This is a genomic window from Klebsiella sp. GG_Kp173, from assembly GCF_040062415.1.
GTDB lineage: Bacteria > Pseudomonadota > Gammaproteobacteria > Enterobacterales > Enterobacteriaceae > Klebsiella > Klebsiella quasipneumoniae.
Genome location: NZ_JBEAFZ010000005.1, coordinates 114,597 through 139,683 on the forward strand (window position 1 = coordinate 114,597; position 25,087 = coordinate 139,683).

The following is a 25,087-nucleotide window of genomic DNA, read 5'->3' on the forward strand; positions in this document are numbered from 1 at the left end:
TCTTGTTATTGCACAGCCTGTGCCACTTTAGCGCCAGCGCCTCCGGCAATCGTGGAGAAATTAAGGAGATAGTGTAATTTATCATGTTGCTTTTGCCGTATCGTAAAGAAACATCGACCTTTCGTGCCGCCAGGTCGGCCACACCGCTTCGCCCGCCGCACCCGGGAACGCATTATCTCTTGCCGGTGTGAAACCTGATTTCATATAAGTCAAAAAAATTGATCCAAAACGGATTCTTTCCAGAAAAAGGGTATCCTGGGCAAATGAACATTGTTCCGGCCTCGTCTTGTCGGGTAATAAATAGGCATGCGCATTAAGGGGTTATTCACCAATAAGACAAAAGGAAGCCATGAACCACTTTATATTGAGCGATAGCCGAAAATGTATCGGTTGCCAGGCCTGCGAAGTGGCCTGCGTAATGGCGCATAACGAGGAGCAACATGCGCTGACCCCGCAGCGCTTTTTGCCACGTATCACCGTGATTAAAGCAGAGGGGCAGCGTAACGCCATCACCTGCCGCCACTGCGAAGACGCCCCCTGCCTCCGCAGCTGCCCCAACGGCGCCATCGCCCAGACTGGCGACAGCGTTCAGGTCTGTCAGGAGAAATGCATTGGCTGTAAATCCTGCATGGTGGCCTGCCCGTTCGGGGTGATGGAGGTGGTGGTGACGCCGCAGGCCGCAGGCCAGGTGAAAGCCAGCGCGCAGAAATGCGATCTGTGCGCGGGCCGCGAGGCGGGACCGGCCTGTGTGGAAAACTGTCCGGCGCAGGCGCTGACCCTCGCCGACGATGAGACATTGACCACGATGGCCAGGCAGCGGCGTCTGCGTTCGGCCTGCCAGGAGGCGCAGCCGTGGCAGCGCGGCGCGGCCCCCGCCAGACAGCCCGACGCCGGCGAGAAGGTCAGGCAGATGGCGATGACGCCGCCGCGCGGAGAGCCGGATAAGCTGCCGGCGGAGGTGCGCAAGAACCACTTTGAGGAGATCTATCAGCCGTTCAGCCCGACCCAGGCCCGGCAGCAGGCCGCCCGCTGCCTGAAATGTGGAGAACACAGCATCTGTGAATGGACCTGCCCGCTACATAACACTATTCCGCAGTGGGTCGAGCTGGTGAAGGCAGGGGATATCGCCGCCGCGGTCGCCCTGTCCCATCAGACCAACTGTCTGCCGGAGATCACCGGCCGCGTCTGCCCCCAGGACCGGCTGTGTGAGGGGGCCTGCACCCTGCGCGAGGAAAGCGGTGCGGTCACCATCGGCAATATTGAGCGATTTATATCCGACCAGGCGCTGGCCAGTGGCTGGCGTCCGGACCTCTCGCAGATTAAGCTGAACGGTAAACGGGTGGCGATTATCGGCGCCGGGCCGGCCGGTCTGGCCTGCGCCGATGTGCTGGTGCGCCACGGCGTGCAGCCGGTGGTCTTTGACCGTCATCCGGAGATCGGCGGTCTGCTGACCTTCGGCATTCCGGCGTTCAAGCTGGATAAGTCGCTGCTGACCCGGCGGCGGGCGATTTTCAGCGAGATGGGCGTCCGCTTTGAGCTCAACTGCGAGGTGGGGAAAGATATCCCTCTGGCGACGCTGCTGGCCGAGTATGACGCGGTGTTCGTCGGCGCCGGAACCTATCGCTCCATGAAGGCCGGCCTGCCGAATGAAGAGGCCCCCGGGGTCTACGATGCGCTGCCGTTTCTTATCGCCAACACCAAACAGGTGATGGGTCTGGCGGAATCGGCGCAGGAGCCTTATGTCAACACCGCCGGGCTGAACGTGGTGGTGCTGGGGGGCGGCGATACGGCAATGGACTGCGTGCGTACCGCGCTGCGCCATGGCGCCCGCCAGGTGACCTGCGCCTATCGGCGGGATGAAGCCAACATGCCGGGCTCGAAAAAAGAGGTCAAAAACGCCCGCGAAGAGGGAGCGCTTTTTGAGTTTAACGTCCAGCCGGTGACGCTTGAGCTGGACGAGAACGGGCGGGTGAACGGGGTTCGCTTTTTGCGCACCGAGCTGGGTGCTCCGGACGCCGGGGGAAGACGCCGCCCGACGCCGATCCCCGGCAGCGAGTTTGTTATGCCGGCAGATGCGGTGATCATGGCCTTTGGCTTCCACCCGCACCGCATGCCCTGGCTGGAAGCTGCGGGGGTGGCACTGGACAGCCAGGGGCGTATTAAAGCCGGAGTGGAGAGCCGTTACCGTTATCAGACCAGCCAGGAGAAGATTTTTGCCGGCGGCGATGCCGTGCGCGGCGCAGACCTTGTAGTGACGGCGATGGCGGAAGGCCGTCACGCGGCGCAGGGGATCCTTGACTATCTGGGGCTGAAAACGACGCCGCTTCACTGACGACAAACCCGGCTCCGCAGCGTAGTATGAGGGCGTCCTTTTACGCTGTGGGGTCGGTATGTCACTCAATATTCACGTCATTAAAGATAAAATCCTCTCTGAGAACTGGTTCGTACTACGCAACATGACCTATGAGCTGACGCGGGCGGACGGCAGCGTCGTGCGCCACAAGCGCGAGGTCTACGATCGCGGCAATGGCGCCACCGTGCTGCTCTATAACCGCCATAAGCAGACGGTGGTCCTGGTGCGTCAGTTTCGGGTCGCCACCTGGGTCAATGGCAATCATGACGGCATGCTGATTGAAACCTGCGCCGGGCTGCTGGACAACGACGAGCCGGAGGCCTGCATTCGTAAAGAGGCAGTGGAAGAGACCGGCTATGAAGTGGGCGAGGTGCGAAAGCTGTTTGAGCTGTTTATGTCGCCAGGGGGCGTCACCGAAGTGGTGCATTTCTTTATCGCCGAGTACAGCGACGCGCAGCGAACGACCAGCGGCGGCGGGGTGGATGACGAAGCCATCGAGGTGCTGGAGCTGCCCTTTAGCCAGGCGCTGCAGATGGTCGCTGACGGGGAGATCCGCGACGGGAAAGCGGTCATTCTGCTGCAGTATTTGCAAACCTCTGGCCTGATGTCGGGGAACTCTGACAAATCCGATTGAGTCAGCGGCTGCCGTTGTCCAGGATAGGCGCCGTGGTTGGGTTTATCTGGGGTCGGGCGGTTCATGCTTTTTCGCAACATTTTTTTCCTCTTTCTGGCGGTGCTGCCTTGCTCACAGGCATGGTCGGCACCGGCGCAGCAGCGCTTCAACGACTGGCAGGTCACCTGTAATAACCAAAATTTCTGCGTCACCCGCAACGTGGGGCTGCATTATGGTCTGGTGATGACCCTCAGCCGCAGCGCCGGGGCGGCTACTGATGCCAGCCTGCGTATCGAACTGGGCGGTACCGGCAATCCGGTGGCGACGCTCGCGCCGATAGCGCCGCGCCTGCTGCTGGATGGTAAACCGCTGTCCCTGACCGACAAGCGCTGGCGCATTGAAGATAAAATCATTAAAACTGACGACAGCGTGACGATCGATGCGTTCCTCCAGCGGGTAAAGGAGGGAAAAACCCTCTCGTTGGCCAACGGCCTGCAGACTATCTCCCTGCAGGGGCTGAAAGCGGCCCTGTTTTTTATCGACGCCCGGCAAAAGCGGGTGGGCAGCGAAACGGCCTGGGTTGGCAAAGGGGAGGAGCCGCCGCTCAGCGTACCGCCGGCGCCGGCGCTGCGCGCGGTGGCGAGCGCGGATACGGCGCAGTCGCCGCTGGGTCGTGATGAGCTCAACGATCTGATGGACTATGGCAATGAGCGGATGAGCAACAGTAACTGCTCCCTCGATCCGTTCCGCCGCGAAATTCGCGTCACTGCCCTGACGGATGACAAAGTGCTGCTGATGACCAGCTGCGAATCCGGGGCGTACAACACCGTCTGGCTGGCCTGGCTGGTCTCCCGCCAGCGCCCGTATGTCGCCCGCCAGGTGCGGCTAACGCTGCCATTTCAGCCGCCGGGCGAGGCGCCGCGGGAGTTAGAGCTAATTAACGCCAGCTATGATGATCGCCGCCATGAGCTGGTGACCCTGGACAAGGGGCGCGCGTCTGGCGATTGCGGGATCCAGACCCGCTGGCGTTTTGACGGCCAGCGGTTCAGCCTCTCCCGCTACGCGCAGCAGCCGACGTGCGACAACTGGCAGGGGCCAGACGCCTGGCCCACGCTGTGGATCACCCGTTAAGCACCTGTTCGGCGGTGGCGACGATATGGTCGACCGTAAAGCCAAAGAACGGGAACAGCTGCTCCGCCGGGGCGGATTCACCGTAGCCGGTCATGCCGACAATCTTGCCTTTTAAGCCGACATATTTATACCAGTAGTCCGCTATCCCGGCCTCGACCGCCACCCGGGCGCTGACGTCCGACGGCAGCACCGACTCGCGCCAGGCCTCGTCCTGAGCGTCAAACACATCGGTGGAGGGGAGCGAAACCACTCGCACATTCACCCCGTTGGCCAACAATTTTTCCGCCGCCAGGACGGTGATCTCCACTTCCGAGCCGGTGGCGATGAGGATCAGGTCGGGTTTGCCTCCGGCATCCTTCAGCACGTAGCCGCCCCGGGCGATATCCTGCACCTGTTGCGGGGTGCGCGGCATCTGCGCCAGGTTTTGTCGCGACAGGATCAGCGCCGTCGGTCCGCCCTGACGCGCGATGGCCGCCTGCCAGGCGACAGCGGTCTCCACCTGGTCGCATGGGCGCCAGGTGCTGAAGTTGGGCGTCAGCCGCAGACTGGCCAGCTGTTCCACCGCCTGGTGGGTCGGACCGTCTTCCCCCAGACCGATGGAGTCATGGGTATAGACCATGATCTGCCGGGCCTTCATCAGAGCCGCCATGCGCGCGGCGTTGCGGGCGTATTCCACAAACATCAGGAAGGTCGAGGTATAGGGGATGAATCCCCCGTGTAGGGCGATGCCGTTGGCCACCGCGGTCATGCCGAATTCGCGCACGCCGTAGTGAATATAGTTGCCCGCGGCATCCTCTTTAATCGATGTCGAGCCAGACCAGATGGTCAGGTTACTCGGCGCCAGATCCGCCGAACCGCCCAGCAGCTCCGGGAGGTGCGGGCCGTACGCGTTCAGCGCGTTCTGCGAGGCTTTACGGCTGGCGATCTTCGCCGGCTCGGCCTGCAGCTTCGCCACGTAGTCGCGGGCGGTCGTGGCAAAATCCTCCGGCAGGGCGCCATCCATGCGGCGGGTCAGCTCAGCGGCCAGCTCCGGGAACTGCTGCCGGTAGGCGGCGAATTTCTCGTTCCAGGCGTGCTCGGCTTTTTCGCCGCGTGGACGCGCATCCCAGCCCTGATAGATCTCTTTCGGGATCTCAAAGGGGGGATGTTTCCAGCCCAGCTGCTGGCGGGCCAGGGCCACCTCTTTTTCACCCAGCGCCGCGCCGTGCGACTCCTCTGAGCCGGCTTTGTTGGGCGAACCGAAGCCGATGATGGTCCGACAGATGATCAGCGACGGCTTATCTTTCACCGCCTGCGCTTCCGTAATGGCCTGTTTGATGGCCTGAGGATCGTGGCCGTCAATGTCGCCGATCACGTGCCAGTGGTAGGCGCGGAACCGTTCTGCCGTATCATCGGTAAACCAGCCGTCGGTTTTGCCGTCGATGGAGATGCCGTTGTGGTCGTAAAAACCGATCAGCTTGCCCAGTCCGAGCGTGCCTGCCAGCGAACAGGCCTCATGGGAGATCCCCTCCATCAGACAACCATCGCCCATGAAAACCCAGGTGTGATGGTCGATAATCTCATGACCGGGGCGGTTAAACTGCGCCGCCAGGGTGCGTTCGGCGATGGCCATACCGACGGCGTTCGCCAGCCCCTGGCCCAGCGGGCCGGTGGTGGTCTCCACCCCGGGGGTATAGCCATGCTCCGGGTGACCCGGCGTTTTAGAGTGCAGCTGGCGGAACTGCTTCAGCTCTGACAGCGGCAGATCGTAGCCGGACAGGTGCAGCAGACTGTAGAGCAGCATCGACGCGTGGCCGTTGGACAGAATAAAACGGTCGCGGTCCACCCAGCCAGGGTTCTGCGGATTGTGCTTGAGAAAATCGTTCCACAGCACTTCGGCAATGTCTGCCATCCCCATTGGCGCACCGGGGTGGCCGGAATTGGCTTTCTGCACCGCGTCCATGCTCAGGGCGCGGATGGCGTTGGCAAGCTCTCTTCGGGACATAGTTTTCTCCGTGAGACTAAAGTGACAGTTTGGCGGCAAGCAGATCTTCCAGTTTGCGTTGATCGACGGCGAACAGGCGGATACCCTCCGCCAGCTTTTCGACCGCCATCGGATCCTGATTATGTTCCCAGCGGAACTCCGCCTCGCTGAGCGGCACCGGGCGCGGCAGGATCTGGCTGGCAGGGATCAGTTTGCGCACCACCGGGGCGTCGCTGGCCTGCAGCTCTTTTAACAGGGGCGGGGCGATGGTCAGCCGGTCGCAGCCGACCAGGGCAAGGATCTGTTCGGTGCGGCGGAAGCTGGCGCCCATCACGATGGTGTTGTATTTATGCTGTTTGAAGTAGTCATAGATATTGCGCACGGATTTCACCCCTGGATCTTCCTCAACCACGTAAGGATCCAGCGGTTTGCGCGCCTGATACCAGTCATAAATACGTCCGACGAAAGGGGAGATCAGATAGACCCCGGCCTCGGCGCAGGCCCGGGCCTGGGCGAAGGAAAACAGCAGCGTCAGGTTGCAGTGGATCCCCTCTTTTTCCAGCGTCTCGGCGGCACGGATCCCCTCCCAGGTGGAGGCCAGCTTGATCAGGATCCGTGACTTATCAATGCCCATCTCCTGATACAGCGCCACCAGATGGCGCGCTTTCTCGATGCTCTTCTCTCGGTTGAAGGAGAGCCGGGCGTCCACCTCGGTGGAGACCCGGCCAGGAATGCTTTTGAGGATCTCCGCGCCAAAATTGACCGCCAGCTTATCGCAGGCGTGAGTCACCTGCGCTTCACGGCCGCCTCCTTGCTTTTTCGCCCAGGCGATCGCGTCGTCAATGAGTCCGCTATAGGACGCCAGGCCGGCGGCCTTCAGCAGCAGGGAGGGGTTAGTGGTGGCATCTTCCGGATGGTAGTGGCGGATGGATTCGATGTCGCCGCTGTCGGCGACCACGGTGGTGAACTGCTTGATACTGTCTAGCTGATTCATAGATAAGTCCTCCTGGAACAAGGTGTTACATGAGTGCTTGCCGGTATGCGGTATAAATATTGATGAGGTACATAACCAAAAAGCATAGCAGACGGGGCTATTATTGGCGGCGAATCCGGGTAACATAACCGCTATAAATTGATAACAACCAGATCATAGCGATGGCCAGAGTTTGGCGGTGTTCAAAGTTTATCGCCCCGCCAGGAGGGATACTGTCTGCCACTGAAAGGTGAACGACAGGATGGTCATCACGCTTTTTCCCTACGAACGATACGTGAAAGAAAGGAATATAAAATGGATGAGCAGTTAAAACAGAGCGCCCTCGACTTCCACGAATTTCCGGTTCCCGGAAAAATCCAGGTCTCGCCGACCAAACCTCTCGCCACCCAGCGCGATCTGGCGCTGGCCTACTCGCCGGGCGTCGCGGCCCCCTGTCTGGAAATTGAAAAAGATCCGCTGGCGGCCTACAAATATACCGCCCGCGGCAACCTGGTGGCGGTGGTCTCCAATGGCACCGCGGTGCTGGGACTCGGCAACATCGGCGCGCTGGCCGGCAAGCCGGTGATGGAGGGCAAAGGCGTCCTGTTTAAGAAATTCGCCGGGATCGATGTGTTTGATATCGAAGTCGATGAGCTGGACCCGGATAAATTCATTAACGTCGTCGCCGCCCTCGAGCCAACCTTCGGCGGTATCAACCTCGAAGATATTAAAGCGCCTGAGTGTTTCTACATTGAGCAGCAGCTGCGCGAGCGGATGAATATTCCGGTTTTCCACGACGATCAGCACGGCACGGCGATCATCAGCACCGCGGCGATCCTCAACGGCCTGCGCGTCGTTGAGAAGAATCTGTCCGACGTGCGGATGGTGGTCTCCGGCGCCGGGGCGGCGGCAATTGCCTGCATGAACCTGCTGGTGGCGCTGGGGATGCAAAAGCACAACATCGTGGTCTGCGATTCGAAAGGCGTTATCTATAAGGATCGTGAGCCGAACATGGCGGAAACCAAAGCGGCCTATGCGGTGGAAGACGACGGCAAACGCACCCTCGATGACGTGATCGACGGCGCGGACATTTTCCTCGGCTGCTCCGGTCCGAAAGTGCTGACCCCGGAGATGGTGAAGAAGATGGCGCGCGCGCCGCTGATCCTCGCCCTGGCCAATCCGGAGCCGGAAATTCTGCCGCCGCTGGCGAAGCAGGTCCGCGATGATGCCATCATCTGCACCGGCCGCTCCGACTATCCTAACCAGGTCAACAACGTGCTCTGCTTCCCGTTCATCTTCCGCGGCGCGCTGGACGTCGGCGCGACGGCGATCAACGAAGAGATGAAGCTGGCGGCGGTGCATGCCATTGCCGAGCTGGCCCACGCTGAGCAGAGCGAAGTGGTGGCCTCCGCCTACGGCGATCAGGATTTAAGCTTTGGCCCGGACTACATCATTCCGAAACCGTTCGACCCGCGGCTGATCGTCAAGATCGCCCCCGCGGTGGCGAAGGCGGCGATGGACTCCGGCGTGGCGACGCGCCCGATCGCTGATTTTGACGCCTATATCGAGAAGCTGAGCGAGTTCGTCTATAAGACCAACCTGTTTATGAAGCCTATCTTCTCTCAGGCGCGCAAAGAGCCGAAGCGTGTGGTGCTGGCGGAAGGGGAGGAGACCCGGGTGCTGCACGCCACCCAGGAGCTGGTGTCGCTGGGGCTGGCTAAACCGATTCTGGTGGGCCGCCCAAGCGTGATTGAAATGCGCATCCAGAAGCTGGGCCTGCAGATCAAGGCCGGCGTTGACTTCGAGATCGTCAATAATGAATCCGACCCGCGGTTTAAAGAGTACTGGAGCGAGTACTATCAGCTGATGAAGCGCCGCGGCATTACCCAGGAGCAGGCGCAGCGGGCGGTGATTAGCAACACCACAGTGATTGGCGCCATCATGGTTCACCGTGGCGAAGCGGATGCGATGATCTGCGGGACTATCGGCGAATATCATGACCACTACCGCGTGGTGCAGCCGCTTTTCGGCTATCGCGACGGCGTCAGCACCGCCGGGGCGATGAATGCGCTGCTGCTGCCGAGTGGTAACACCTTTATCGCCGATACCTATGTCAATCACGATCCCTCGCCGGAAGAGCTGGCAGAGATCACCCTGATGGCGGCGGAAAGCGTGCGTCGCTTTGGTATTGAGCCGCGGGTGGCGTTGCTGTCGCACTCCAACTTTGGCTCTGCCGACTGCCCGTCAGCCAGCAAGATGCGTAAAACCCTGGAGCTGGTGAAGGCCCGCGCCCCGGAGCTGATGATCGATGGTGAAATGCATGGCGACGCCGCGCTGGTGGAAAGCATCCGCAACGATCGCATGCCGGACAGCCCGCTGAAGGGGTCGGCCAATATTCTGGTGATGCCGAATATGGAAGCCGCCCGGATCAGCTATAACCTGCTGCGCGTCTCCAGTTCGGAAGGGGTAACCGTCGGGCCGGTGCTGATGGGAGTCGCGAAGCCGGTGCATATTCTGACGCCGATCGCCTCCGTGCGTCGCATCGTGAATATGGTGGCGCTGGCGGTTGTCGAAGCGCAAACCGAACCGCTGTAAACGTCATAAAAAAGCCCCGGTACTCCGGGGCTTTTGGTCTGAATTGGCTTCGTTTAGATCCAAGCTTTCACTTTAATAAACTCGCTCAGCGCCGCTTCGGGGCTGCCGGCCTCCGGCTGGTAATCATATTCCCAGCGTACCAGCGGCGGCATCGACATCAGAATCGATTCCGTCCTACCGCCGGTCTGCAGACCGAACAGGGTGCCGCGGTCCCAGACCAGATTGAATTCGACATAGCGGCCGCGGCGATAGAGCTGAAAATGGCGCTCGCGCTCGCCGTACGGCGTGGCTTTCCGGCGTTCGACGATGGGTAAATAGGCATCAGCATAGCCGTTCCCGACCGCCTGCATAAAGGCGAAGCAGTGGTCAAAATCCGGGGTGTTCAGGTCGTCAAAGAACAGACCGCCGATGCCGCGCTGCTCCTGGCGGTGCTTGAGATAGAAGTACTCATCGCACCATTTTTTATAGCGCGGATAGACTTCTTCGCCGAACGGCAGACACAGATCGCGGGCGGTACGATGCCAATGGACGGCATCCTCTTCAAAGCCGTAGTAGGGGGTTAAATCAAAGCCGCCGCCGAACCACCACACCGGGTCGGCGCCGGGCTTCTCGGCAATAAAGAACCGCACGTTGGCATGGCTGGTGGGCACATAGGGGTTCAGCGGATGAACCACCAGCGAGACGCCCATGGCTTCAAAGCTGCGTCCGGCCAGCTCCGGGCGGTGGGCGGTGGCGGAGGCAGGCATGGCGTCGCCATGGACGTGGGAGAAGTTGACCCCGGCCTGTTCGAACACATTGCCCTCGCGCAGCACCCGGCTGCGTCCGCCGCCGCCGCCTTCCCGCTGCCAGGCGTCTTCAATAAACGGCGCGCCATCTACGGCGCTCAGCTGCTGACAGAGGTTGTCCTGCAGCTGGAGCAGAAAAGTTTTAACCTGCGCGACATCGGGTTTCATTAACGTCTCTTCGAATGGGCTTTCTGGTTATCGAACCAGTGGAAATAGCTGATAATGCCGTTGGCAATCGCGGTGGCGATTTTCTGCCGGAAGGCGGTGGTGCCGAGCAGTTTTTCCTCGTTCGGGTTAGTAATGAACGAGGTTTCCACCAGCACGGACGGTATGGACGGCGACTTCAGCACCACGAACGCCGCCTGTTCGGTATTGCGGCTGTGTAGCTTATGCACCGGCTTGATCTTTTTGAGGATATGCGAGCCCAGCGTCAGGCTGTTTTTAATGGTGTCGGTCTGCACCAGATCGAACAGCACCTGCTGCAGCAGATGGTCTTTATCCGTCGCTTTCTTACCGGCGACCTCGTCGGCGCGGTTTTCGCGATCGGAGAGGTATTTCGCCATGGCGCTACTCGCCCCGCGGTTTGACAGGGCGAACACCGAGGCGCCGGCGGCGCTCGGGTTGGTGAAGCCGTCGGCGTGGATCGACATAAACAGATCGGCGCCGTGCTGATGGGCAATCTCCACGCGGTCATACAGCGGGATAAAGGTATCGCCGGTGCGGGTCAAGCGGGCGTCAATGCCGTTGCTGCGCAAGATGCTGCGCACGTTCTTAGCGATCGCCAGTACCACATGCTTCTCTTTCGAGCCATTATGGCCGATAGCCCCGGTATCGATGCCGCCGTGGCCCGGGTCGAGCATCACAATGCGGCGGGCGCCGGCCTTTTTGGCGGCGGGTTTGCTGTGTCCATTTGATGTTTTCAGTGGCTGCTCTTTTGCGCTGACCTGTGCAGTGACGCCGCTCAGCGTCATGGCAGCCAGCCCGGCTTTCAGCACCTGACGGCGCGAAGCAAGTATTTTTAAGGGTTTAAAAGTGCTCATTCGGCCTGAATTGTAAACAAGTGATGTCCAATGTTATATCGTATCGCGTTTGCCGTTACGACCATTCAAAATAAGAATTGTTTTACTTTTCATTTCAATACATGACAAAGTCATATTATGCCATTTTTTGTCGCTGATTTCGCCTGATATTGGCTATCAGTCATATTCGCGCCATAATCACTGTTTTTAACCGTCAATGGTGGGGAATACCATGGAGATTCGCGTTTTTCGCCAGCAGGATTTCGAAGAGGTTGTGACGCTGTGGGAGCGTTGCGATCTGCTGCGTCCCTGGAACGATCCGGAGATGGATATTGAGCGCAAGCTGAATCACGATGTCAGCCTGTTCCTGGTGGCGGAAGTGAACGGCGAAGTCGTCGGTACGGTGATGGGCGGATATGACGGCCATCGCGGGTCGGCCTACTATCTGGGGGTCCATCCGGAATATCGCGGCCGGGGTATCGCGAACGCGTTGCTCAACCGTCTGGAGAAAAAGCTGATTGCTCGCGGCTGCCCGAAAATCAATATTATGGTCCGCGAGGACAACGACGTGGTGCAGGGGATGTATGAGCGGCTGGGCTATGAGTACGCCGACGTTCTGACCCTGGGCAAACGCCTGATTGAAGATGAAGAATACTGAGTTTATCCCCGCCGATTTTGATGCCCATGGCCGTCTGCGCCTGCCTTTTCTTTTCTGGTGCGTACTGTTGTTACAGGCCCGCACGTGGGTGCTGTTCTTGATGGCCGGCGCGTCGCGCCAGCAGGGCGACGCGATTCTGAATCTGTTCTATCCCGATCACGACCGCTTCTGGCTCGGTTTACTTCCCGGCGTGCCGGCGGTGCTGGCCTTTCTGCTTAGCGGCTATCGTCAGCGCCTGCCGCGCCTGTGGCGGGCGATGCGCTGGCTGCTGGTGCTATCGCAAGTGCTGCTGTTGCTCTGGCAGCCGATGCTATGGCTGAGCGGCGAATCGCCCTCATCGCTGACCATTGCGCTGCTGGTCGCGGATGGCTATGCCCTGTGGTGGCTGGCAACCAGCCGTCGCCTCGGCGCCTGTTTTCGCCAGACTAGCTTTTAATGGCACTTTTTACCGATCGTGAACTCCAACATGCGTTGAATGACTCAGAAAGGATTGTGAAATGAAATCGCTACGTGTAATGCTCTGCGCGCTTCCGCTGGCGCTCACCGGCTGCTCAACGATGAGCGCGGTCAACTGGTCGGCGGCCTATCCGTGGAACTGGTTTGGTTCTTCCACCGAGGTGACCGAGCAGGGGGTGGGTAAACTGACGGCGTCCACGCCGCTCAACGAACAGGCCATTAGCGATGCCCTGGGGGGCGACTATCGTTTGCGCAGCGGAATGAAGACCGATCAGGGCAATATCGTCCACTACTTTGAAGCGCTGAAAGACAACAGTGTGGCGCTGACCATCAATGGTGACAACGGTGCCATCAGCCGGATTGAGGTGCGTGATGCCGAAATCAAAACCGCCAGCGGCGTGAAAATCGGCACACCGTTCAGCGATCTGTACAGCAAAGCCTTCGGCAACTGCCAGAAAGGCAGCAATGACAACGGGGCGGTCGTCGAGTGCCAGGCCGAGGGGAGCCAGCATATCAGTTACGCCTTCACTGGCCACTGGAGCGGCCCGGACGAACTGATGCCCTCCGACGATACGCTGAAAAACTGGAAGGTCAGCAAAATTATCTGGCGTCGCTAAATTGATCTGAAGAGACACGACGGCCCTGAAAAACGGTTACAATGGCGCGTTAGCAACGCGACAGCGTTGTGGTTGCATCATTTCAGGAGGAGCGATGTCTCAGGTTCAGAGCGGCATTTTGCCGGAACATTGCCGCGCGGCGATTTGGATTGAAGCCAATGTCAAAGGGGACGTTAACGCCCTGCGCGAAGCGAGCAAAATTTTTGTCGATAAAGTGGCCACCTTTCAGGCTAAATTCCCTGACGCCAAACTCGGTGCCGTGGTGGCGTTCGGCAATAACGTCTGGCGTCAGCTGAGCGGCGGCGAAGGGGCGGAAGAGTTAAAAGATTTTCCGGTCTATGGCAAAGGGCTGGCGCCGTCCACCCAGTATGACCTGCTGATTCATATTTTATCCGCCCGCCATGAAGTGAACTTCTCGGTAGCGCAGGCCGCGCTGGCCGCCTTTGGCGACGCTATCGAGGTGAAAGAAGAGATCCACGGCTTCCGCTGGGTGGAAGAGCGTGACCTCAGCGGCTTCGTCGACGGCACCGAAAACCCGGCGGGGGAAGAAACCCGTCGTGAAGTGGCGGTGATCAAAGACGGCGTGGACGCGGGCGGCAGCTACGTGTTCGTCCAGCGCTGGGAGCATAATCTCAAACAGCTGAACCGCATGAGCGTGCCGGATCAGGAGATGATGATCGGCCGCACCAAGGAAGCCAATGAAGAGATCGATGGCGACGAACGTCCGGTCACGTCGCACCTGAGCCGCGTTGACTTAAAAGAAGATGGCAAAGGGCTGAAAATTGTTCGCCAGAGCCTGCCGTATGGCACCGCCAGCGGTACCCATGGCCTCTATTTTTGCGCTTACTGCGCGCGTCTGTACAACATCGAGCAGCAGCTGCTGAGCATGTTCGGCGATACCGACGGCAAACGCGATGCGATGCTGCGCTTCACCAAACCAGTGACCGGCGGCTATTACTTCGCGCCCTCCCTGGAGCGTATTCAGGCGCTGTAATTTGTCCCCTCACCCTAACCCTCTCCCCAAAGGGGAGAGGGGACGGTACGGTGCGGTTATGGAATCTGCGTGTGGACTCTCTTTCTCCCTCTCACTCAGGGAGAGGGAACCGTTCGGTGCGGTTATGGAATCTGCGTGCGGACTCTCTTTCTCCCTCTCCCTCAGGGAGAGGGGCGGGGTGAGGGCATTGGCGACTCAAGCGCTTCAAGTATCCTCTCCATCACCGCCTCTTCATACTCTTCAAACTCATTATTCCAGAAGCGTAAAACCCGCCATCCCTGACTCTGTAGCCAGCGGGTGCGGCGAACATCGTAGACGCGTCTCGGATCGTGTTGACCGCCGTCCAGTTCAATCGCCAGCCATGTTGCGCAGCAGGCAAAATCGAGAATATAGGGGCCAACGGGATGCTGGCGGCGAAACTTATAGCAAGCAAAACGGCGGTTGCGCAGTAAGTACCATAGTCGACGTTCTGTTGGCGTTAAGCTACGTCTGAGCTGACGAGCAAATATCTGTGTGTTTTTCATATAAACCCAGTGCGCGCCTGGCTGCCGTTTGTCACAATGACACGTCTAATCTGCGAGCCGCTTTCAGCTAAGCTTTGCCAGGTGCTTATTCCCTTTTCGACTTCCAAATCGCCAAACGGTATATAAAACCGTTACTCCTTTCGTACCCGTTATAAATATGATGATCATCAGTAAATGATCATTTTTGATAAGGGTGCGCAATGGCCGTTAAATCACTGAAAAAAGGATATCTGGCGCTGGCGGCTTCCCTGCTGCTGGTGGCGCAGGCGCAGGCGACGGAGCTGCTGAACAGCTCCTATGATGTCTCCCGCGAGCTGTTTGCCGCCCTTAACCCGCCTTTTGAGCAGCAGTGGGCGAAGGACAATGGTGGAGACAAGCTGACCATCAAGCAGTCGCACGCCGGCTCTTCCAAGCAGGCGCTGGCGATCCTGCAGGGCCTGAAGGCGGACGTGGTGACCTACAACCAGGTGACGGACGTGCAGATCCTGCATGACAAAGGCAACCTGATCCCGGCCGACTGGCAAAGCCGCCTGCCAAACAACAGCTCGCCGTTCTATTCGACGATGGGCTTCCTGGTGCGCAAAGGCAACCCGAAAAACATTCATGACTGGAACGACCTGGTCCGCTCTGACGTTAAGCTGATCTTCCCGAACCCGAAAACCTCGGGCAACGCGCGGTACACCTACCTGGCGGCTTGGGGCGCGGCGGATAAAGCCGACGGTGGCGATAAAGCCAAAACCGAACAGTTTATGACCCAGTTCCTGAAGAACGTCGAAGTCTTCGACACCGGCGGACGCGGGGCGACCACTACCTTCGCCGAGCGCGGCCTGGGCGATGTGCTGATCAGTTTCGAGTCGGAAGTGAACAATATTCGCAAGCAGTATGAGGCGCAGGGATTTGAAGTGGTGATCCCGAAAACCAACATTCTGGCGGAGTTCCCGGTGGCCTGGGTGGATAAAAACGTCAAAGCCAACGGCACGGAAAAGGCGGCGAAAGCCTATCTGAACTGGCTCTACAGCCCGCAGGCGCAGACCATCATTACCGACTACTACTATCGGGTAAACAACCCGAAAGTGATGGATTCGCTGAAGGATAAATTCCCGCAGACCGAACTGTTCCGCGTGGAGGACAAGTTTGGCTCCTGGCCTGAGGTGATGAAAACCCACTTCGCCAGCGGCGGCGAACTGGACAAACTGCTGGCGGCGGGGCGTAAGTAATGTTTGCTGTGTCGTCCAAGCGCGTGCTGCCGGGCTTTACCCTGAGCCTCGGCACCAGCCTGCTGTTTGTCTGTCTGATTCTGTTATTACCGCTCAGCGCGCTGGTGATGCAGCTGGCGCAGATGAGCTGGGCGCAGTACTGGGATGTGATCACCAACCCGCAGGTGGTGGCGGCCTATAAGGTGACGCTGCTGTCGGCGTTCGTGGCCTCGATTTTTAACGGCGTCTTCGGTCTGCTGATGGCGTGGATCCTTACCCGCTATCGTTTTCCGGGCCGCACGCTGCTGGATGCCTTAATGGACCTGCCGTTTGCGCTGCCGACGGCGGTAGCCGGCCTGACCCTGGCCTCGCTGTTTTCGGTAAACGGCATTTACGGGGAATGGCTGGCGAAGTTCGATATTAAAGTGACCTATACCTGGCTCGGTATCGCCGTGGCGATGGCTTTCACCAGCATCCCGTTCGTGGTGCGTACCGTGCAGCCGGTGCTGGAAGAGCTGGGACCGGAATATGAAGAGGCAGCGGAAACGCTGGGCGCCACGCGCTGGCAGAGTTTTCGCAAGGTGGTCCTGCCGGAGCTGTCGCCGGCGCTGCTGGCGGGCATCGCCTTGTCGTTTACCCGCAGCCTCGGCGAATTCGGCGCGGTGATTTTTATCGCCGGCAACATCGCGTGGAAGACGGAAGTGACGTCGCTGATGATCTTTATTCGTCTGCAGGAGTTTGACTATCCGGCGGCGAGCGCCATCGCCTCAGTGATCCTGGCCGCCTCGCTGCTGCTGTTGTTTTCCATCAATACCCTGCAGAGTCGCTTTGGTCGACGCGTGGTAGGTCACTAATGGCGGAAGTTACTCAATTGAAACGCTACGACGCGCCCCGCATCAACTGGGGCAAATGGTTTCTGATTGGCGTCGGGATGCTGGTTTCCGCCTTCATCCTTGTGGTGCCGATGCTCTACATCTTCATTCAGGCCTTCAGCAAAGGGTTAATGCCGGTGCTGGAAAACCTGGCGAACCCGGACATGCTGCACGCCATCTGGCTGACGGTGATGATCGCCTTGATTACCGTGCCGGTGAACCTGGTGTTCGGGACCTTGCTGGCCTGGCTGGTCACACGCTTTACGTTCCCGGGACGCCAGCTGCTGTTGACGATGCTGGATATCCCGTTCGCCGTCTCGCCGGTGGTCGCGGGTCTGGTTTATCTGCTGTTCTACGGCTCTAACGGTCCGCTGGGCGGCTGGCTTGATGCACATAATCTGCAAATCATGTTCGCCTGGCCGGGCATGGTGCTGGCGACGATCTTTGTCACCTGTCCGTTTGTGGTGCGTGAGCTGGTGCCGGTGATGATGAGTCAGGGCAGCCATGAAGATGAGGCGGCGGTATTGCTGGGGGCTTCCGGATGGCAGATGTTCCGCCGGGTGACGTTGCCCAATATTCGCTGGGCGCTGCTGTACGGCGTGGTATTGACCAACGCCCGCGCCATCGGCGAATTCGGCGCGGTGTCGGTGGTCTCCGGTTCGATCCGCGGAGAAACGCTGTCGCTGCCGCTGCAAATTGAATTACTGGAGCAGGATTACAACACCGTCGGCTCGTTTACCGCCGCGGCCCTGCTGACGTTAATGGCTATTCTGACCCTGTTTTTAAAGAGTATGTTGCAATGGCGTCTGGCCAATCAGGAAAAACGCGCGCAACAGGAGGGAAATCATGAGCATTGAGATTGCCAATATTAAGAAATCGTTTGGTCGCACCCAGGTGCTGAATGATATCTCGCTGGATATCCCTTCCGGACAAATGGTCGCGCTGCTGGGGCCTTCCGGCTCCGGGAAAACTACCCTGCTGCGGATTATCGCCGGGCTGGAGCATCAGACCAGCGGTCATATCCGCTTCCACGGCACCGACGTCAGCCGGATGCACGCCCGCGACCGTAAAGTGGGCTTCGTCTTCCAGCACTATGCGCTGTTCCGCCATATGACGGTGTTCGATAACATCGCTTTTGGCCTGACCGTGCTGCCGCGCCGTGAACGACCCAATGCGGCGGCGATTAAAGCCAAAGTGACCAAACTGCTGGAGATGGTGCAGCTGGCTCACCTGGCGGATCGCTATCCGGCGCAGCTGTCCGGTGGTCAGAAGCAGCGCGTGGCGCTGGCGCGCGCCCTGGCGGTAGAGCCGCAAATTCTGCTGCTGGATGAACCTTTCGGCGCGCTGGATGCGCAGGTGCGTAAAGAGCTGCGCCGCTGGCTGCGTCAGCTGCATGAAGAGCTAAAATTTACCAGCGTGTTCGTCACCCACGATCAGGAAGAGGCGATGGAAGTTGCCGACCGGGTGGTGGTGATGAGCCAGGGCAACATCGAACAGGCCGATGCGCCTGAACGCGTGTGGCGTGAGCCGTCCACCCGCTTCGTGCTGGAGTTCATGGGGGAAGTGAATCGTCTGCAGGGGGTTATCCGCGGCGGACAGTTCCACGTTGGCGCCCACCGCTGGCCGTTAGGCTATACCCCGGCATACCAGGGGCCGGTGGATCTGTTCCTGCGTCCGTGGGAAGTGGACATCAGCCGCCGAACCAGCCTGGATTCGCCGCTGCCGGTGCAGGTCCTGGAGGCCAGTCCGAAAGGACACTACACCCAATTAGTCGTCCAGCCTCTGGGGTGGTATGACGAACCGCTGAGCGTGGTGTTAACGGGCGATGAGGCGCCGTCCCGCGGCGAACGGCTGTTCGTCGGGCTGCAAAATGCGCGCCTGTACAACGGTACCGAGCGTATCGAGCCACGCGGCGAGCTTGCTCTGGCGCAGTCGGCCTGATAGCTTAAATCCATGTGCTTTTGCCGGGTGAGGCTGTGCTTACCCGGTCTGAAATTATCACGCGTCTGGTAGGCCGGGTAAGCGAAGCGCCGCCCGGCTTTTTTATTGAGTAAACATCGTGAATACACTCGAACACACCATCGGCAATACCCCTCTGGTCAAACTTCAGCGTCTGGGGCCGGACAACGGCAGCGAAATCTGGGTCAAACTCGAAGGCAATAATCCGGCCGGTTCGGTGAAAGATCGCGCTGCGCTGTCGATGATCGTCGAAGCGGAAAAGCGCGGCGAAATTCAGCCCGGCGACGTGCTGATCGAAGCGACCAGCGGCAACACCGGTATCGCGCTGGCGATGATCGCCGCGCTGAAAGGCTACCGGATGAAGCTGCTGATGCCCGACAACATGAGCCAGGAGCGCCGGGCCGCGATGCGCGCCTACGGCGCCGAGCTGATCCTGGTCACCAAAGAGCAGGGGATGGAAGGGGCTCGCGACCTGGCCCTCGAGATGGCTCAGCGCGGGGAGGGCAAACTGCTCGATCAGTTTAACAACCCGGACAACCCCTACGCCCACTACACCACCACCGGGCCGGAAATCTGGCAGCAGACCGCAGGGCGTATCACCCACTTTGTCTCCAGTATGGGGACCACCGGCACCATTACCGGCGTGTCACGATTTCTGCGCGAACAGAGTAAACCGGTGACCATCGTCGGCCTGCAGCCGGAGGAGGGCAGCAGTATTCCCGGGATCCGCCGCTGGCCGGCAGAGTATATGCCGGGGATCTTTAACGCTTCGCTGGTGGATGCGGTGCTGGATATTCATCAGCAGGATGCCGAGAACACCATGCGTCAGCTGGCGGTGCGGGAAGGCATTTTCTGCGGCGTCAGCTCTGGCGGCGCGGTAGCCGGGGCGTTACGTATCGCCCGCGAAAATCCAGGCGCGGTGGTGGTGGCGATCGTCTGCGATCGCGGCGATCGCTACCTCTCCACCGGCGTGTTCGGCGAGGAACATTTTAGCCAGGGAGCGGGTATTTAATCATCGAGCAGGTCGGTGCCGTAGGAGTTATCGACCGTGCACAACCAGCGCTCCCCCTGCTTCTGAAAGACATAGGTTGCGCGTCGCGTAACCTGTGTTATTCCCTGTGCCGTCGGGATATCCAGCCGGGTCTCCATTATCACCAGCGCATTGCCGCCGCCCTCAATGACCTCCATTTTCCCCTGGGTCACTATCAGCCGGTGCTGGAAATAGTCGGCAATGGCGATAAACGCTTTGCGGATATTCTCTTTCCCTCTGACCACCATGCCCGGTTTGACGACCAGCGCGGCGTCTTCCGCGTAATAGCCCATCAGGGTATCGTAATCTTCCTGCGAGATAGCGCGGTCGCAGGCTTCGATGACTGCTTTTAGGGTCAGGTCAATGTGATGCATCTCTGGTGCTCCTTATTGTGAGCGATGTGTCCGCCACCGTGAGCGTTTCATCCGTTTCGACGATCCGGGCATGCAGGTAAGACTACGCCTGTTTTCGTTTATTTTTACAGTAACTTGTCGGCAGTAGCTACCACTCCCCGATGCGTTCGACGCACTGCCTGCGTCAGGGAGCGTCTAAGACCAGGGCTATATCGGCCGCCAGGCGGGCAATCTCATCGTCATTCAGGCGGCCCAGCGACAGGCGTAGCCCGTGGGAGGGCGTACGAATGCCAAACACCTCCCCCTCGCGGACCAGCCAGCCGGCGCGGGCCAGGCGTAAGGCGTAGGGCTGGCTCGCCGTTGGCAGCGGCAGCCAGAAATTAAGGCCGTCGCCAGGCGTAGCATGGCTGTAGCCGTGCCGGGCCAGCGCTGCCGCCAGTTTCTCATTCTGCTGGCGATAGTGACGGCGGGTTTCCGTCATCGAGGCTATAAACGCCTCATCGGTGAGACAGGCCAGCGTCAGATCCTGCAGCAGATGGCTGACCCACTGGCTGCCGGCGTTAAGCCGCAGGCGCAGCGCCGAGGAGGTGTCGATATCGCTGGCAATAAAGGCCAGCCGCAGGTCGGGCCCGAGGGTTTTTGACATCGAACGCACCACCGCCCAGCGCTGGGTGCTCGCGGGCAGAGGAGAAAACCAGGGCGTAGCCGACAGCAGGGCAAAATGATCATCGACGATCGCCAGCACCTGCGGATAACGGACCAGCACCTCCCGCAGGGCATGCGCCCGGGTTTCCGTCAGGCTACAGCCGGTAGGATTGTGCGCGCGCGGGGTTAAGATCACCGCCCGCGCGCCGTTGCGTAACGCCTCCTCCAGCCCGACAGGATCCATCCCCTCGGCATCCACCGCCACCGGGCAGGGGGTAAAGCCAGCGTAACGCACCATATTGATGCTGCTAAGAAAACAGGGATCTTCAACTACCACGCCGTCGCCGGGGAGCAGCAAGGCGCACAGCAGACGCTCCAGCGCGTCAATCGCCCCGCTGGCGAGGTTCAGGGCAAAGGGAACGGTTATCTCCCCGGCAAACCATGCCTCAGCCCATTCGCCAAGCCGCGGCTCGATGGGGGCATCGCCATACAGGTGGGGCGTGCGGGCAATTTGGCCCAGATAGCGTGCTAAATCAGGCAGCCTGGCGGGATCCGGATTGCCGCTGGAGAGATCGTTCAGCGGCGTCGTGGGGTCACCGCCCTCCAGCGCCGGCAGCGGATCCCGTGCTTTGATGGCCGTGCCGTTTCGTCCCTGGCTCACGGCCAGCCCGGAGGTGACCAGCCGTTTATAAGCGGCGGCGACGGTATTGCGATTCACCGCCAGCTGGCTGGCGAGCTCGCGTACCGGCGGCAGAACTTCTCCGGGCTGCAAGCCACCGCTCTGCACCAGATGGCGGATATGATCGAAGATATCGCTGGCGGTTTTTCCGGCAAACATTATTGACCTATGACAAAATGAAATTTAGCATAGGACGAATCATAATCAGAGCGTGACCCGCTGTCCAGCGGGGGGAGAAAAGATGGGCCAGCAAGATGACATACAATCAGTGCTCTTTCACTACAAAAGCCGGGCGTCGGAAGTCGATATCGTCGCCGTGCAGTCGCAGGTAGTTTACGGCAGCGTCGGCAACAGCATCGCGGTACCGGCGATTAAACAGCACGGTTTGCGCGTGCTGGCGGTGCCGACGGTGCTGTTCAGCAATACGCCCCATTATGAGACGTTCTATGGCGGCATTATCCCGGAGGAGTGGTTTGTCGGGTACCTGCAGGCGCTTGAGGAGCGCGACGCGTTGCGCGAACTGCGTGCGGTGACCACCGGCTATATGGGCAACGCCGTGCAAATTGAACGCCTGGCGCAGTGGCTAACGCGGGTCCGTGACCGCCATCCCGATCTCTGTATTCTGGTGGATCCGGTGATTGGTGATGTCGACAGCGGCATCTACGTCAAGGCCGAGATCCCGGACGCCTATCGTCAGCACCTGCTGCCGCTGGCGCAAGGGATCACCCCTAATCTGTTTGAGCTGGAGACGCTGAGCGGCCGGCGCTGTCGCAATCAGCAGGAGGCGGTCGCCGCGGCGCGAAGCCTGCTGTCGGACAGTCTCAAGTGGGTGGTGATCACCAGCGCGCCAGGAGAGGCCGCTTCGACAATCAATGTGCTGGTGGTGACGGCCGATGCAGTGCAGGTGGTGGTTCACCCGCGGGTGGAGACGGACTTGAAGGGTACCGGCGATCTGTTTTGCGCTGAGCTGGTGAGCGGGTTGCTTTCGGGCCTGGCGCTGGGGGCAGCGACGGAAGCAGCCGCCCAGCGCGTGCTGGAGGTGATGAACTGGACTGCCGCGCAGGGGTGTGACGAACTGATCCTGCCGCCGCTGGAGCAACAGAGATGAAAAGCTATCGGTTAGTGATCCGTCAGCAGGGACGCATTATTGGTCATTTTGATACCACAGGGGAGGCGGCGCTGGAGGATGCCTGCGTGGCGCGGTCGCTGTTCGGCCTGGCCGGAGGATATCAGTGCGAACTGCTGGTCTCTGACGGCGAGCGGCGCATTCTGGAGAGCACCCCGGAAGGATTGCGTCTCTTATCTCGCGAAAAATGCTATCAGCCGGTGACCCACGCGATATAAAAAAATGGCGCCTTTCGGCGCCATTTCTATGCAGCAATCATTACTTCTTGATGCGGATTACCGGGGTTTCACCCACGGTCACGCTACCGGACAGTTTGATCAGCTCTTTGATCTCGTCCATGTTGGAGATAACCACCGGAGTCAGGGTAGACTTGGCTTTCTCTTCCAGCAGCGGCAGATCGAATTCGATAACCGGGTCGCCGACTTTCACGCGCTGGCCTTCTTCAGCGATACGCTTGAAGCCTTCGCCTTTCAGTTCAACGGTATCAATACCGAAGTGAACGAACAGCTCGATGCCGCTATCAGATTCAATAGAGAACGCATGGTTGGTTTCGAAAATTTTACCAATGGTACCGTCTACCGGCGCGACCATTTTGTTGCCGGTCGGTTTGATGGCAATCCCATCGCCCACAATTTTTTCCGCAAAAACCACATCCGGCACGTCTTCAATGTTGACGATCTCACCGGAGAGGGGAGCAACAATCTCAATAGTTCCGGTGTCTTTCTTGTCATCAGAAACCAGAGATTTCAATTTATCAAACAAACCCATGATCTTCTCCTAAGCAGTAATTTGGGCCGCGCATCTCGTGGATTAGCAGATTGTTTTTTCTTCAATGAACTTGTTAACCAGCGTCATTAACTCGTCCGTTGTCGGTTGAGCAAGAGCCTGCTCTGCTAATACTTTCGCATCTTCGAAGTTCGTGTTACGAATAATCTTCTTGATGCGCGGGATGGAAATGGCGCTCATAGAGAATTCGTCCAGCCCCATACCCAGCAACAGAAGTGTAGCACGTTCATCGCCCGCAAGCTCACCGCACATGCCAGTCCATTTACCTTCAGCGTGAGAAGCATCAATAACTTGCTTAATCAGATTCAGTACAGACGGTGACATCGGCTGGTAAAGATGTGAAATCATATCATTACCACGGTCAACTGCCAGAGTATATTGCGTTAAATCATTGGTGCCGATACTAAAGAAATCAACTTCTTTGGCCAGATGACGAGCAATGGTCGCCGCAGCCGGTGTTTCCACCATCACGCCGATCTCAATGGATTCGTCAAATGCTTTACCTTCGTCACGCAGTTCCTGTTTGTAGATTTCGATCTCTTTCTTCAGCGCACGCACTTCTTCAACAGAGATGATCATCGGGAACATAATGCGCAGCTTACCGAAAGCGGAGGCACGCAGGATGGCGCGAACCTGATCGCGGAGGATCTCTTTACGATCCATGGCGATACGCACGGCACGCCAGCCGAGGAACGGGTTCTCTTCTTTCGGGAAGTTCATGTACGGCAGCTCTTTGTCGCCGCCGATGTCCATAGTACGCACGATAACGGCCTGAGAGCCACAGGCTTCAGCCACCGCTTTATAAGCCGCAAACTGCTCTTCTTCGGTTGGCAGCGCGTCGCGATCCATGAACAGGAATTCAGTACGATACAGGCCTACGCCTTCGGCGCCGTTGCGCTCAGCACCTTCGACGTCGCGAACGGTACCGATGTTGGCGCACACTTCAACCTGATGGCCGTCCAGAGTAATCGCCGGCAGATCTTTCAGTTTCGCCAGTTCGGCTTTTTCTTCCGCAACCTGAGCCTGCAGATTACGCAGCGCTTCAATTTGCTCGTTAGACGGGTTGATCAGAACCTGGTTGTTCACCGCGTCGAGAATCAGATAGTCGCCGTTTTTCACCTGCGCCGTGATGCTGCCGGTGCCCACGATGGCCGGCAGTTCCAGGGAACGCGCCATGATGGAGGTGTGGGAGGTACGGCCGCCCGCGTCGGTGATGAAACCCAGCACTTTTTTCAGGTTCAGCTGTGCGGTTTCAGACGGGGTCAGATCGGCGGCGACGAGGATGACTTCATCCTGAATCGCGCTCAGATCGATGATAGCCAGACCAAGGATGTTGCGCAGCAGGCGCTTACCGATATCACGTACGTCAGCCGCACGTTCTTTCAGGTATTCATCGTCCAGCTCTTCCAGGGCAGTGGCCTGACCGTCGATAACTTCATTGGCTGCCGCGTCGGCAGTCATGTGCTTATCTTTAATCAGGGCTATGATTTCCTGCTCAAGCTCCTCATCTTCCAGCAGCATAATATGCCCTTCGAAGATGGCTTCTTTTTCTTCACCGAAAGTTTCACCAGCTTTGGTTTTGATGACCTCCAGCTGGGCGGAGGCCTTGGCGCGGCCGCTCAGGAAACGTTCGACTTCCTGATCAACCTTATCGGCAGAAATTTTCTTCCGGTCGATGACAATTTCATCTTCCTTCAGCAGCAGTGCTTTGCCGAAGGCGATACCCGGGGATGCTAAAATGCCTGAAATCATAACCCTAC

24 protein-coding genes are annotated in these 25,087 nt (G+C 59.1%); 15 read left to right on the forward strand and 9 right to left on the reverse strand.

The features are described from left to right. The first annotated feature begins 349 nt into the window (after nucleotides 1-349). From aegA to ABLU50_RS05420, 3 genes are all read left to right on the forward strand, one after another. Nucleotides 350-2,332, forward strand: coding sequence for a formate-dependent uric acid utilization protein AegA (gene aegA, locus ABLU50_RS05410; RefSeq protein WP_004201961.1), 1,983 nt, complete (start codon nucleotides 350-352; stop codon nucleotides 2,330-2,332). 58 nt (nucleotides 2,333-2,390) lie between these two features. Further along, a complete protein-coding gene (gene nudK, locus ABLU50_RS05415; RefSeq protein ID WP_002913754.1) occupies nucleotides 2,391-2,987 on the forward strand; it encodes a GDP-mannose pyrophosphatase NudK in 597 nt (198 codons plus the stop codon). Nucleotides 2,988-3,050: 63 nt separating this feature from the next. Further along, nucleotides 3,051-4,097: a DUF1176 domain-containing protein gene (locus ABLU50_RS05420; RefSeq protein ID WP_057216567.1), complete on the forward strand. Its 1,047-nt coding sequence runs from the start codon at nucleotides 3,051-3,053 to the stop codon at nucleotides 4,095-4,097. On the opposite strand, the gene tkt is transcribed toward ABLU50_RS05420, so the two are convergent. Beyond that, nucleotides 4,087-6,081, reverse strand: a complete 1,995-nt coding sequence (gene tkt / locus ABLU50_RS05425) for a transketolase (RefSeq protein ID WP_087832048.1) — start codon at nucleotides 6,079-6,081, stop codon at nucleotides 4,087-4,089. The two genes, ABLU50_RS05420 and tkt, sit on opposite strands and share 11 nt — an antisense overlap. Nucleotides 6,082-6,097: 16 nt before the next feature. Next, entirely contained in the window at nucleotides 6,098-7,054 is a 957-nt protein-coding gene (gene tal, locus ABLU50_RS05430) for a transaldolase (protein ID WP_004201965.1), read from the reverse strand. A 294-nt stretch (nucleotides 7,055-7,348) separates the two neighbouring features. Here tal and maeB point away from each other — a divergent pair, with 294 nt between their 5' ends. Further along, entirely contained in the window at nucleotides 7,349-9,628 is a 2,280-nt protein-coding gene (gene maeB / locus ABLU50_RS05435) for an NADP-dependent oxaloacetate-decarboxylating malate dehydrogenase (RefSeq protein WP_004201966.1), read from the forward strand. A gap of 53 nt (nucleotides 9,629-9,681) precedes the next feature. Here maeB and hemF read toward each other — a convergent pair whose 3' ends face one another. Beyond that, complete coding sequence (hemF, locus tag ABLU50_RS05440; RefSeq protein ID WP_057216561.1) at nucleotides 9,682-10,581, reverse strand: oxygen-dependent coproporphyrinogen oxidase; 900 nt, start codon at nucleotides 10,579-10,581, stop codon at nucleotides 9,682-9,684. Beyond that, nucleotides 10,581-11,453, reverse strand: coding sequence for an N-acetylmuramoyl-L-alanine amidase AmiA (gene amiA, locus ABLU50_RS05445; protein WP_004201984.1), 873 nt, complete (start codon nucleotides 11,451-11,453; stop codon nucleotides 10,581-10,583). The genes hemF and amiA overlap by 1 nt, the downstream gene beginning before the upstream one ends. A gap of 211 nt (nucleotides 11,454-11,664) precedes the next feature. On the opposite strand from amiA, the gene ABLU50_RS05450 reads away from it, so the two are divergent. From ABLU50_RS05450 to ABLU50_RS05465, 4 genes are all read left to right on the forward strand, one after another. After that, nucleotides 11,665-12,090 (forward strand): GNAT family acetyltransferase, encoded by a 426-nt coding sequence (locus ABLU50_RS05450; RefSeq protein ID WP_002913637.1) that lies wholly within the window; start codon nucleotides 11,665-11,667, stop codon nucleotides 12,088-12,090. Further along, nucleotides 12,077-12,526: a DUF2919 domain-containing protein gene (locus ABLU50_RS05455; RefSeq protein ID WP_017900453.1), complete on the forward strand. Its 450-nt coding sequence runs from the start codon at nucleotides 12,077-12,079 to the stop codon at nucleotides 12,524-12,526. The genes ABLU50_RS05450 and ABLU50_RS05455 overlap by 14 nt, the downstream gene beginning before the upstream one ends. Nucleotides 12,527-12,587: 61 nt before the next feature. Continuing rightward, nucleotides 12,588-13,163, forward strand: a complete 576-nt coding sequence (locus ABLU50_RS05460; RefSeq protein ID WP_057216558.1) for an RpoE-regulated lipoprotein — start codon at nucleotides 12,588-12,590, stop codon at nucleotides 13,161-13,163. A gap of 94 nt (nucleotides 13,164-13,257) precedes the next feature. Further along, entirely contained in the window at nucleotides 13,258-14,157 is a 900-nt protein-coding gene (locus ABLU50_RS05465; RefSeq protein ID WP_004201987.1) for a Dyp-type peroxidase, read from the forward strand. Between the two features lie 161 nt (nucleotides 14,158-14,318). Here ABLU50_RS05465 and ABLU50_RS05470 read toward each other — a convergent pair whose 3' ends face one another. Beyond that, nucleotides 14,319-14,681 (reverse strand): DUF559 domain-containing protein, encoded by a 363-nt coding sequence (locus ABLU50_RS05470; RefSeq protein ID WP_072140508.1) that lies wholly within the window; start codon nucleotides 14,679-14,681, stop codon nucleotides 14,319-14,321. A 200-nt stretch (nucleotides 14,682-14,881) separates the two neighbouring features. On the opposite strand from ABLU50_RS05470, the gene cysP reads away from it, so the two are divergent. The 5 genes from cysP (at nucleotide 14,882) to cysM (ending at nucleotide 19,720) form a co-directional block, all read left to right on the forward strand. Next, nucleotides 14,882-15,898: a thiosulfate/sulfate ABC transporter substrate-binding protein CysP gene (gene cysP, locus ABLU50_RS05475; RefSeq protein ID WP_017900457.1), complete on the forward strand. Its 1,017-nt coding sequence runs from the start codon at nucleotides 14,882-14,884 to the stop codon at nucleotides 15,896-15,898. Beyond that, a complete protein-coding gene (gene cysT / locus ABLU50_RS05480) occupies nucleotides 15,898-16,731 on the forward strand; it encodes a sulfate/thiosulfate ABC transporter permease CysT (protein ID WP_002913626.1) in 834 nt (277 codons plus the stop codon). Before cysP ends, cysT begins: the two co-directional genes overlap by 1 nt. After that, nucleotides 16,731-17,606, forward strand: a complete 876-nt coding sequence (cysW, locus tag ABLU50_RS05485) for a sulfate/thiosulfate ABC transporter permease CysW (RefSeq protein WP_004201990.1) — start codon at nucleotides 16,731-16,733, stop codon at nucleotides 17,604-17,606. Before cysT ends, cysW begins: the two co-directional genes overlap by 1 nt. After that, nucleotides 17,596-18,690 carry a sulfate/thiosulfate ABC transporter ATP-binding protein CysA gene (gene cysA, locus ABLU50_RS05490; protein WP_004201991.1) on the forward strand — a complete coding sequence of 365 codons (1,095 nt, stop codon included), beginning with the start codon at nucleotides 17,596-17,598 and terminating at the stop codon, nucleotides 18,688-18,690. Before cysW ends, cysA begins: the two co-directional genes overlap by 11 nt. A gap of 118 nt (nucleotides 18,691-18,808) precedes the next feature. Then, entirely contained in the window at nucleotides 18,809-19,720 is a 912-nt protein-coding gene (cysM, locus tag ABLU50_RS05495) for a cysteine synthase CysM (RefSeq protein ID WP_004201992.1), read from the forward strand. On the opposite strand, the gene ABLU50_RS05500 is transcribed toward cysM, so the two are convergent. After that, on the reverse strand, nucleotides 19,717-20,112 hold the full coding sequence (locus ABLU50_RS05500; RefSeq protein WP_004201993.1) for a nuclear transport factor 2 family protein: 396 nt from the start codon (nucleotides 20,110-20,112) through the stop codon (nucleotides 19,717-19,719). The two genes, cysM and ABLU50_RS05500, sit on opposite strands and share 4 nt — an antisense overlap. Before the next feature lie 163 nt (nucleotides 20,113-20,275). After that, nucleotides 20,276-21,574: a transcriptional regulator PtsJ gene (gene ptsJ, locus ABLU50_RS05505; RefSeq protein WP_087832049.1), complete on the reverse strand. Its 1,299-nt coding sequence runs from the start codon at nucleotides 21,572-21,574 to the stop codon at nucleotides 20,276-20,278. Nucleotides 21,575-21,656: 82 nt separating this feature from the next. On the opposite strand from ptsJ, the gene pdxK reads away from it, so the two are divergent. Together pdxK and ABLU50_RS05515 are read left to right on the forward strand one after the other, a co-directional pair. Further along, entirely contained in the window at nucleotides 21,657-22,523 is an 867-nt protein-coding gene (gene pdxK, locus ABLU50_RS05510; RefSeq protein WP_087832050.1) for a pyridoxine/pyridoxal/pyridoxamine kinase, read from the forward strand. Continuing rightward, the gene (locus tag ABLU50_RS05515) at nucleotides 22,520-22,759 is read left to right on the forward strand and encodes a cytoplasmic protein (RefSeq protein WP_087832051.1); all 240 of its coding nucleotides are present in this window, start codon (nucleotides 22,520-22,522) and stop codon (nucleotides 22,757-22,759) included. The genes pdxK and ABLU50_RS05515 overlap by 4 nt, the downstream gene beginning before the upstream one ends. Before the next feature lie 40 nt (nucleotides 22,760-22,799). Here ABLU50_RS05515 and crr read toward each other — a convergent pair whose 3' ends face one another. Further along, nucleotides 22,800-23,309, reverse strand: a complete 510-nt coding sequence (gene crr / locus ABLU50_RS05520) for a PTS glucose transporter subunit IIA (RefSeq protein WP_000522253.1) — start codon at nucleotides 23,307-23,309, stop codon at nucleotides 22,800-22,802. A gap of 42 nt (nucleotides 23,310-23,351) precedes the next feature. Then, a complete protein-coding gene (gene ptsI, locus ABLU50_RS05525) occupies nucleotides 23,352-25,079 on the reverse strand; it encodes a phosphoenolpyruvate-protein phosphotransferase PtsI (RefSeq protein WP_004201998.1) in 1,728 nt (575 codons plus the stop codon). Nucleotides 25,080-25,087: the final 8 nt, after the last annotated feature.

What these genes read in the sequence shown, in the direction of transcription:
- ABLU50_RS05470 (WP_072140508.1), bottom strand. Translation starts at nt 14,681, where the DNA reads ATGAAAAACACACAGATATTTGCTCGTCAGCTCAGACGTAGCTTAACG.
- ABLU50_RS05460 (WP_057216558.1), top strand. Translation starts at nt 12,588, where the DNA reads ATGAAATCGCTACGTGTAATGCTCTGCGCGCTTCCGCTGGCGCTCACC.
- cysW (WP_004201990.1), top strand. Translation starts at nt 16,731, where the DNA reads ATGGCGGAAGTTACTCAATTGAAACGCTACGACGCGCCCCGCATCAAC.
- amiA (WP_004201984.1), bottom strand. Translation starts at nt 11,453, where the DNA reads ATGAGCACTTTTAAACCCTTAAAAATACTTGCTTCGCGCCGTCAGGTG.
- crr (WP_000522253.1), bottom strand. Translation starts at nt 23,309, where the DNA reads ATGGGTTTGTTTGATAAATTGAAATCTCTGGTTTCTGATGACAAGAAA.
- ABLU50_RS05465 (WP_004201987.1), top strand. Translation starts at nt 13,258, where the DNA reads ATGTCTCAGGTTCAGAGCGGCATTTTGCCGGAACATTGCCGCGCGGCG.
- pdxK (WP_087832050.1), top strand. Translation starts at nt 21,657, where the DNA reads ATGGGCCAGCAAGATGACATACAATCAGTGCTCTTTCACTACAAAAGC.
- cysA (WP_004201991.1), top strand. Translation starts at nt 17,596, where the DNA reads ATGAGCATTGAGATTGCCAATATTAAGAAATCGTTTGGTCGCACCCAG.
- tal (WP_004201965.1), bottom strand. Translation starts at nt 7,054, where the DNA reads ATGAATCAGCTAGACAGTATCAAGCAGTTCACCACCGTGGTCGCCGAC.
- maeB (WP_004201966.1), top strand. Translation starts at nt 7,349, where the DNA reads ATGGATGAGCAGTTAAAACAGAGCGCCCTCGACTTCCACGAATTTCCG.
- aegA (WP_004201961.1), top strand. Translation starts at nt 350, where the DNA reads ATGAACCACTTTATATTGAGCGATAGCCGAAAATGTATCGGTTGCCAG.
- cysP (WP_017900457.1), top strand. Translation starts at nt 14,882, where the DNA reads ATGGCCGTTAAATCACTGAAAAAAGGATATCTGGCGCTGGCGGCTTCC.
- ABLU50_RS05500 (WP_004201993.1), bottom strand. Translation starts at nt 20,112, where the DNA reads ATGCATCACATTGACCTGACCCTAAAAGCAGTCATCGAAGCCTGCGAC.
- tkt (WP_087832048.1), bottom strand. Translation starts at nt 6,081, where the DNA reads ATGTCCCGAAGAGAGCTTGCCAACGCCATCCGCGCCCTGAGCATGGAC.
- ptsJ (WP_087832049.1), bottom strand. Translation starts at nt 21,574, where the DNA reads ATGTTTGCCGGAAAAACCGCCAGCGATATCTTCGATCATATCCGCCAT.
- cysT (WP_002913626.1), top strand. Translation starts at nt 15,898, where the DNA reads ATGTTTGCTGTGTCGTCCAAGCGCGTGCTGCCGGGCTTTACCCTGAGC.
- hemF (WP_057216561.1), bottom strand. Translation starts at nt 10,581, where the DNA reads ATGAAACCCGATGTCGCGCAGGTTAAAACTTTTCTGCTCCAGCTGCAG.
- nudK (WP_002913754.1), top strand. Translation starts at nt 2,391, where the DNA reads ATGTCACTCAATATTCACGTCATTAAAGATAAAATCCTCTCTGAGAAC.
- ABLU50_RS05515 (WP_087832051.1), top strand. Translation starts at nt 22,520, where the DNA reads ATGAAAAGCTATCGGTTAGTGATCCGTCAGCAGGGACGCATTATTGGT.
- ptsI (WP_004201998.1), bottom strand. Translation starts at nt 25,079, where the DNA reads ATGATTTCAGGCATTTTAGCATCCCCGGGTATCGCCTTCGGCAAAGCA.
- ABLU50_RS05420 (WP_057216567.1), top strand. Translation starts at nt 3,051, where the DNA reads ATGCTTTTTCGCAACATTTTTTTCCTCTTTCTGGCGGTGCTGCCTTGC.
- ABLU50_RS05455 (WP_017900453.1), top strand. Translation starts at nt 12,077, where the DNA reads ATGAAGAATACTGAGTTTATCCCCGCCGATTTTGATGCCCATGGCCGT.
- ABLU50_RS05450 (WP_002913637.1), top strand. Translation starts at nt 11,665, where the DNA reads ATGGAGATTCGCGTTTTTCGCCAGCAGGATTTCGAAGAGGTTGTGACG.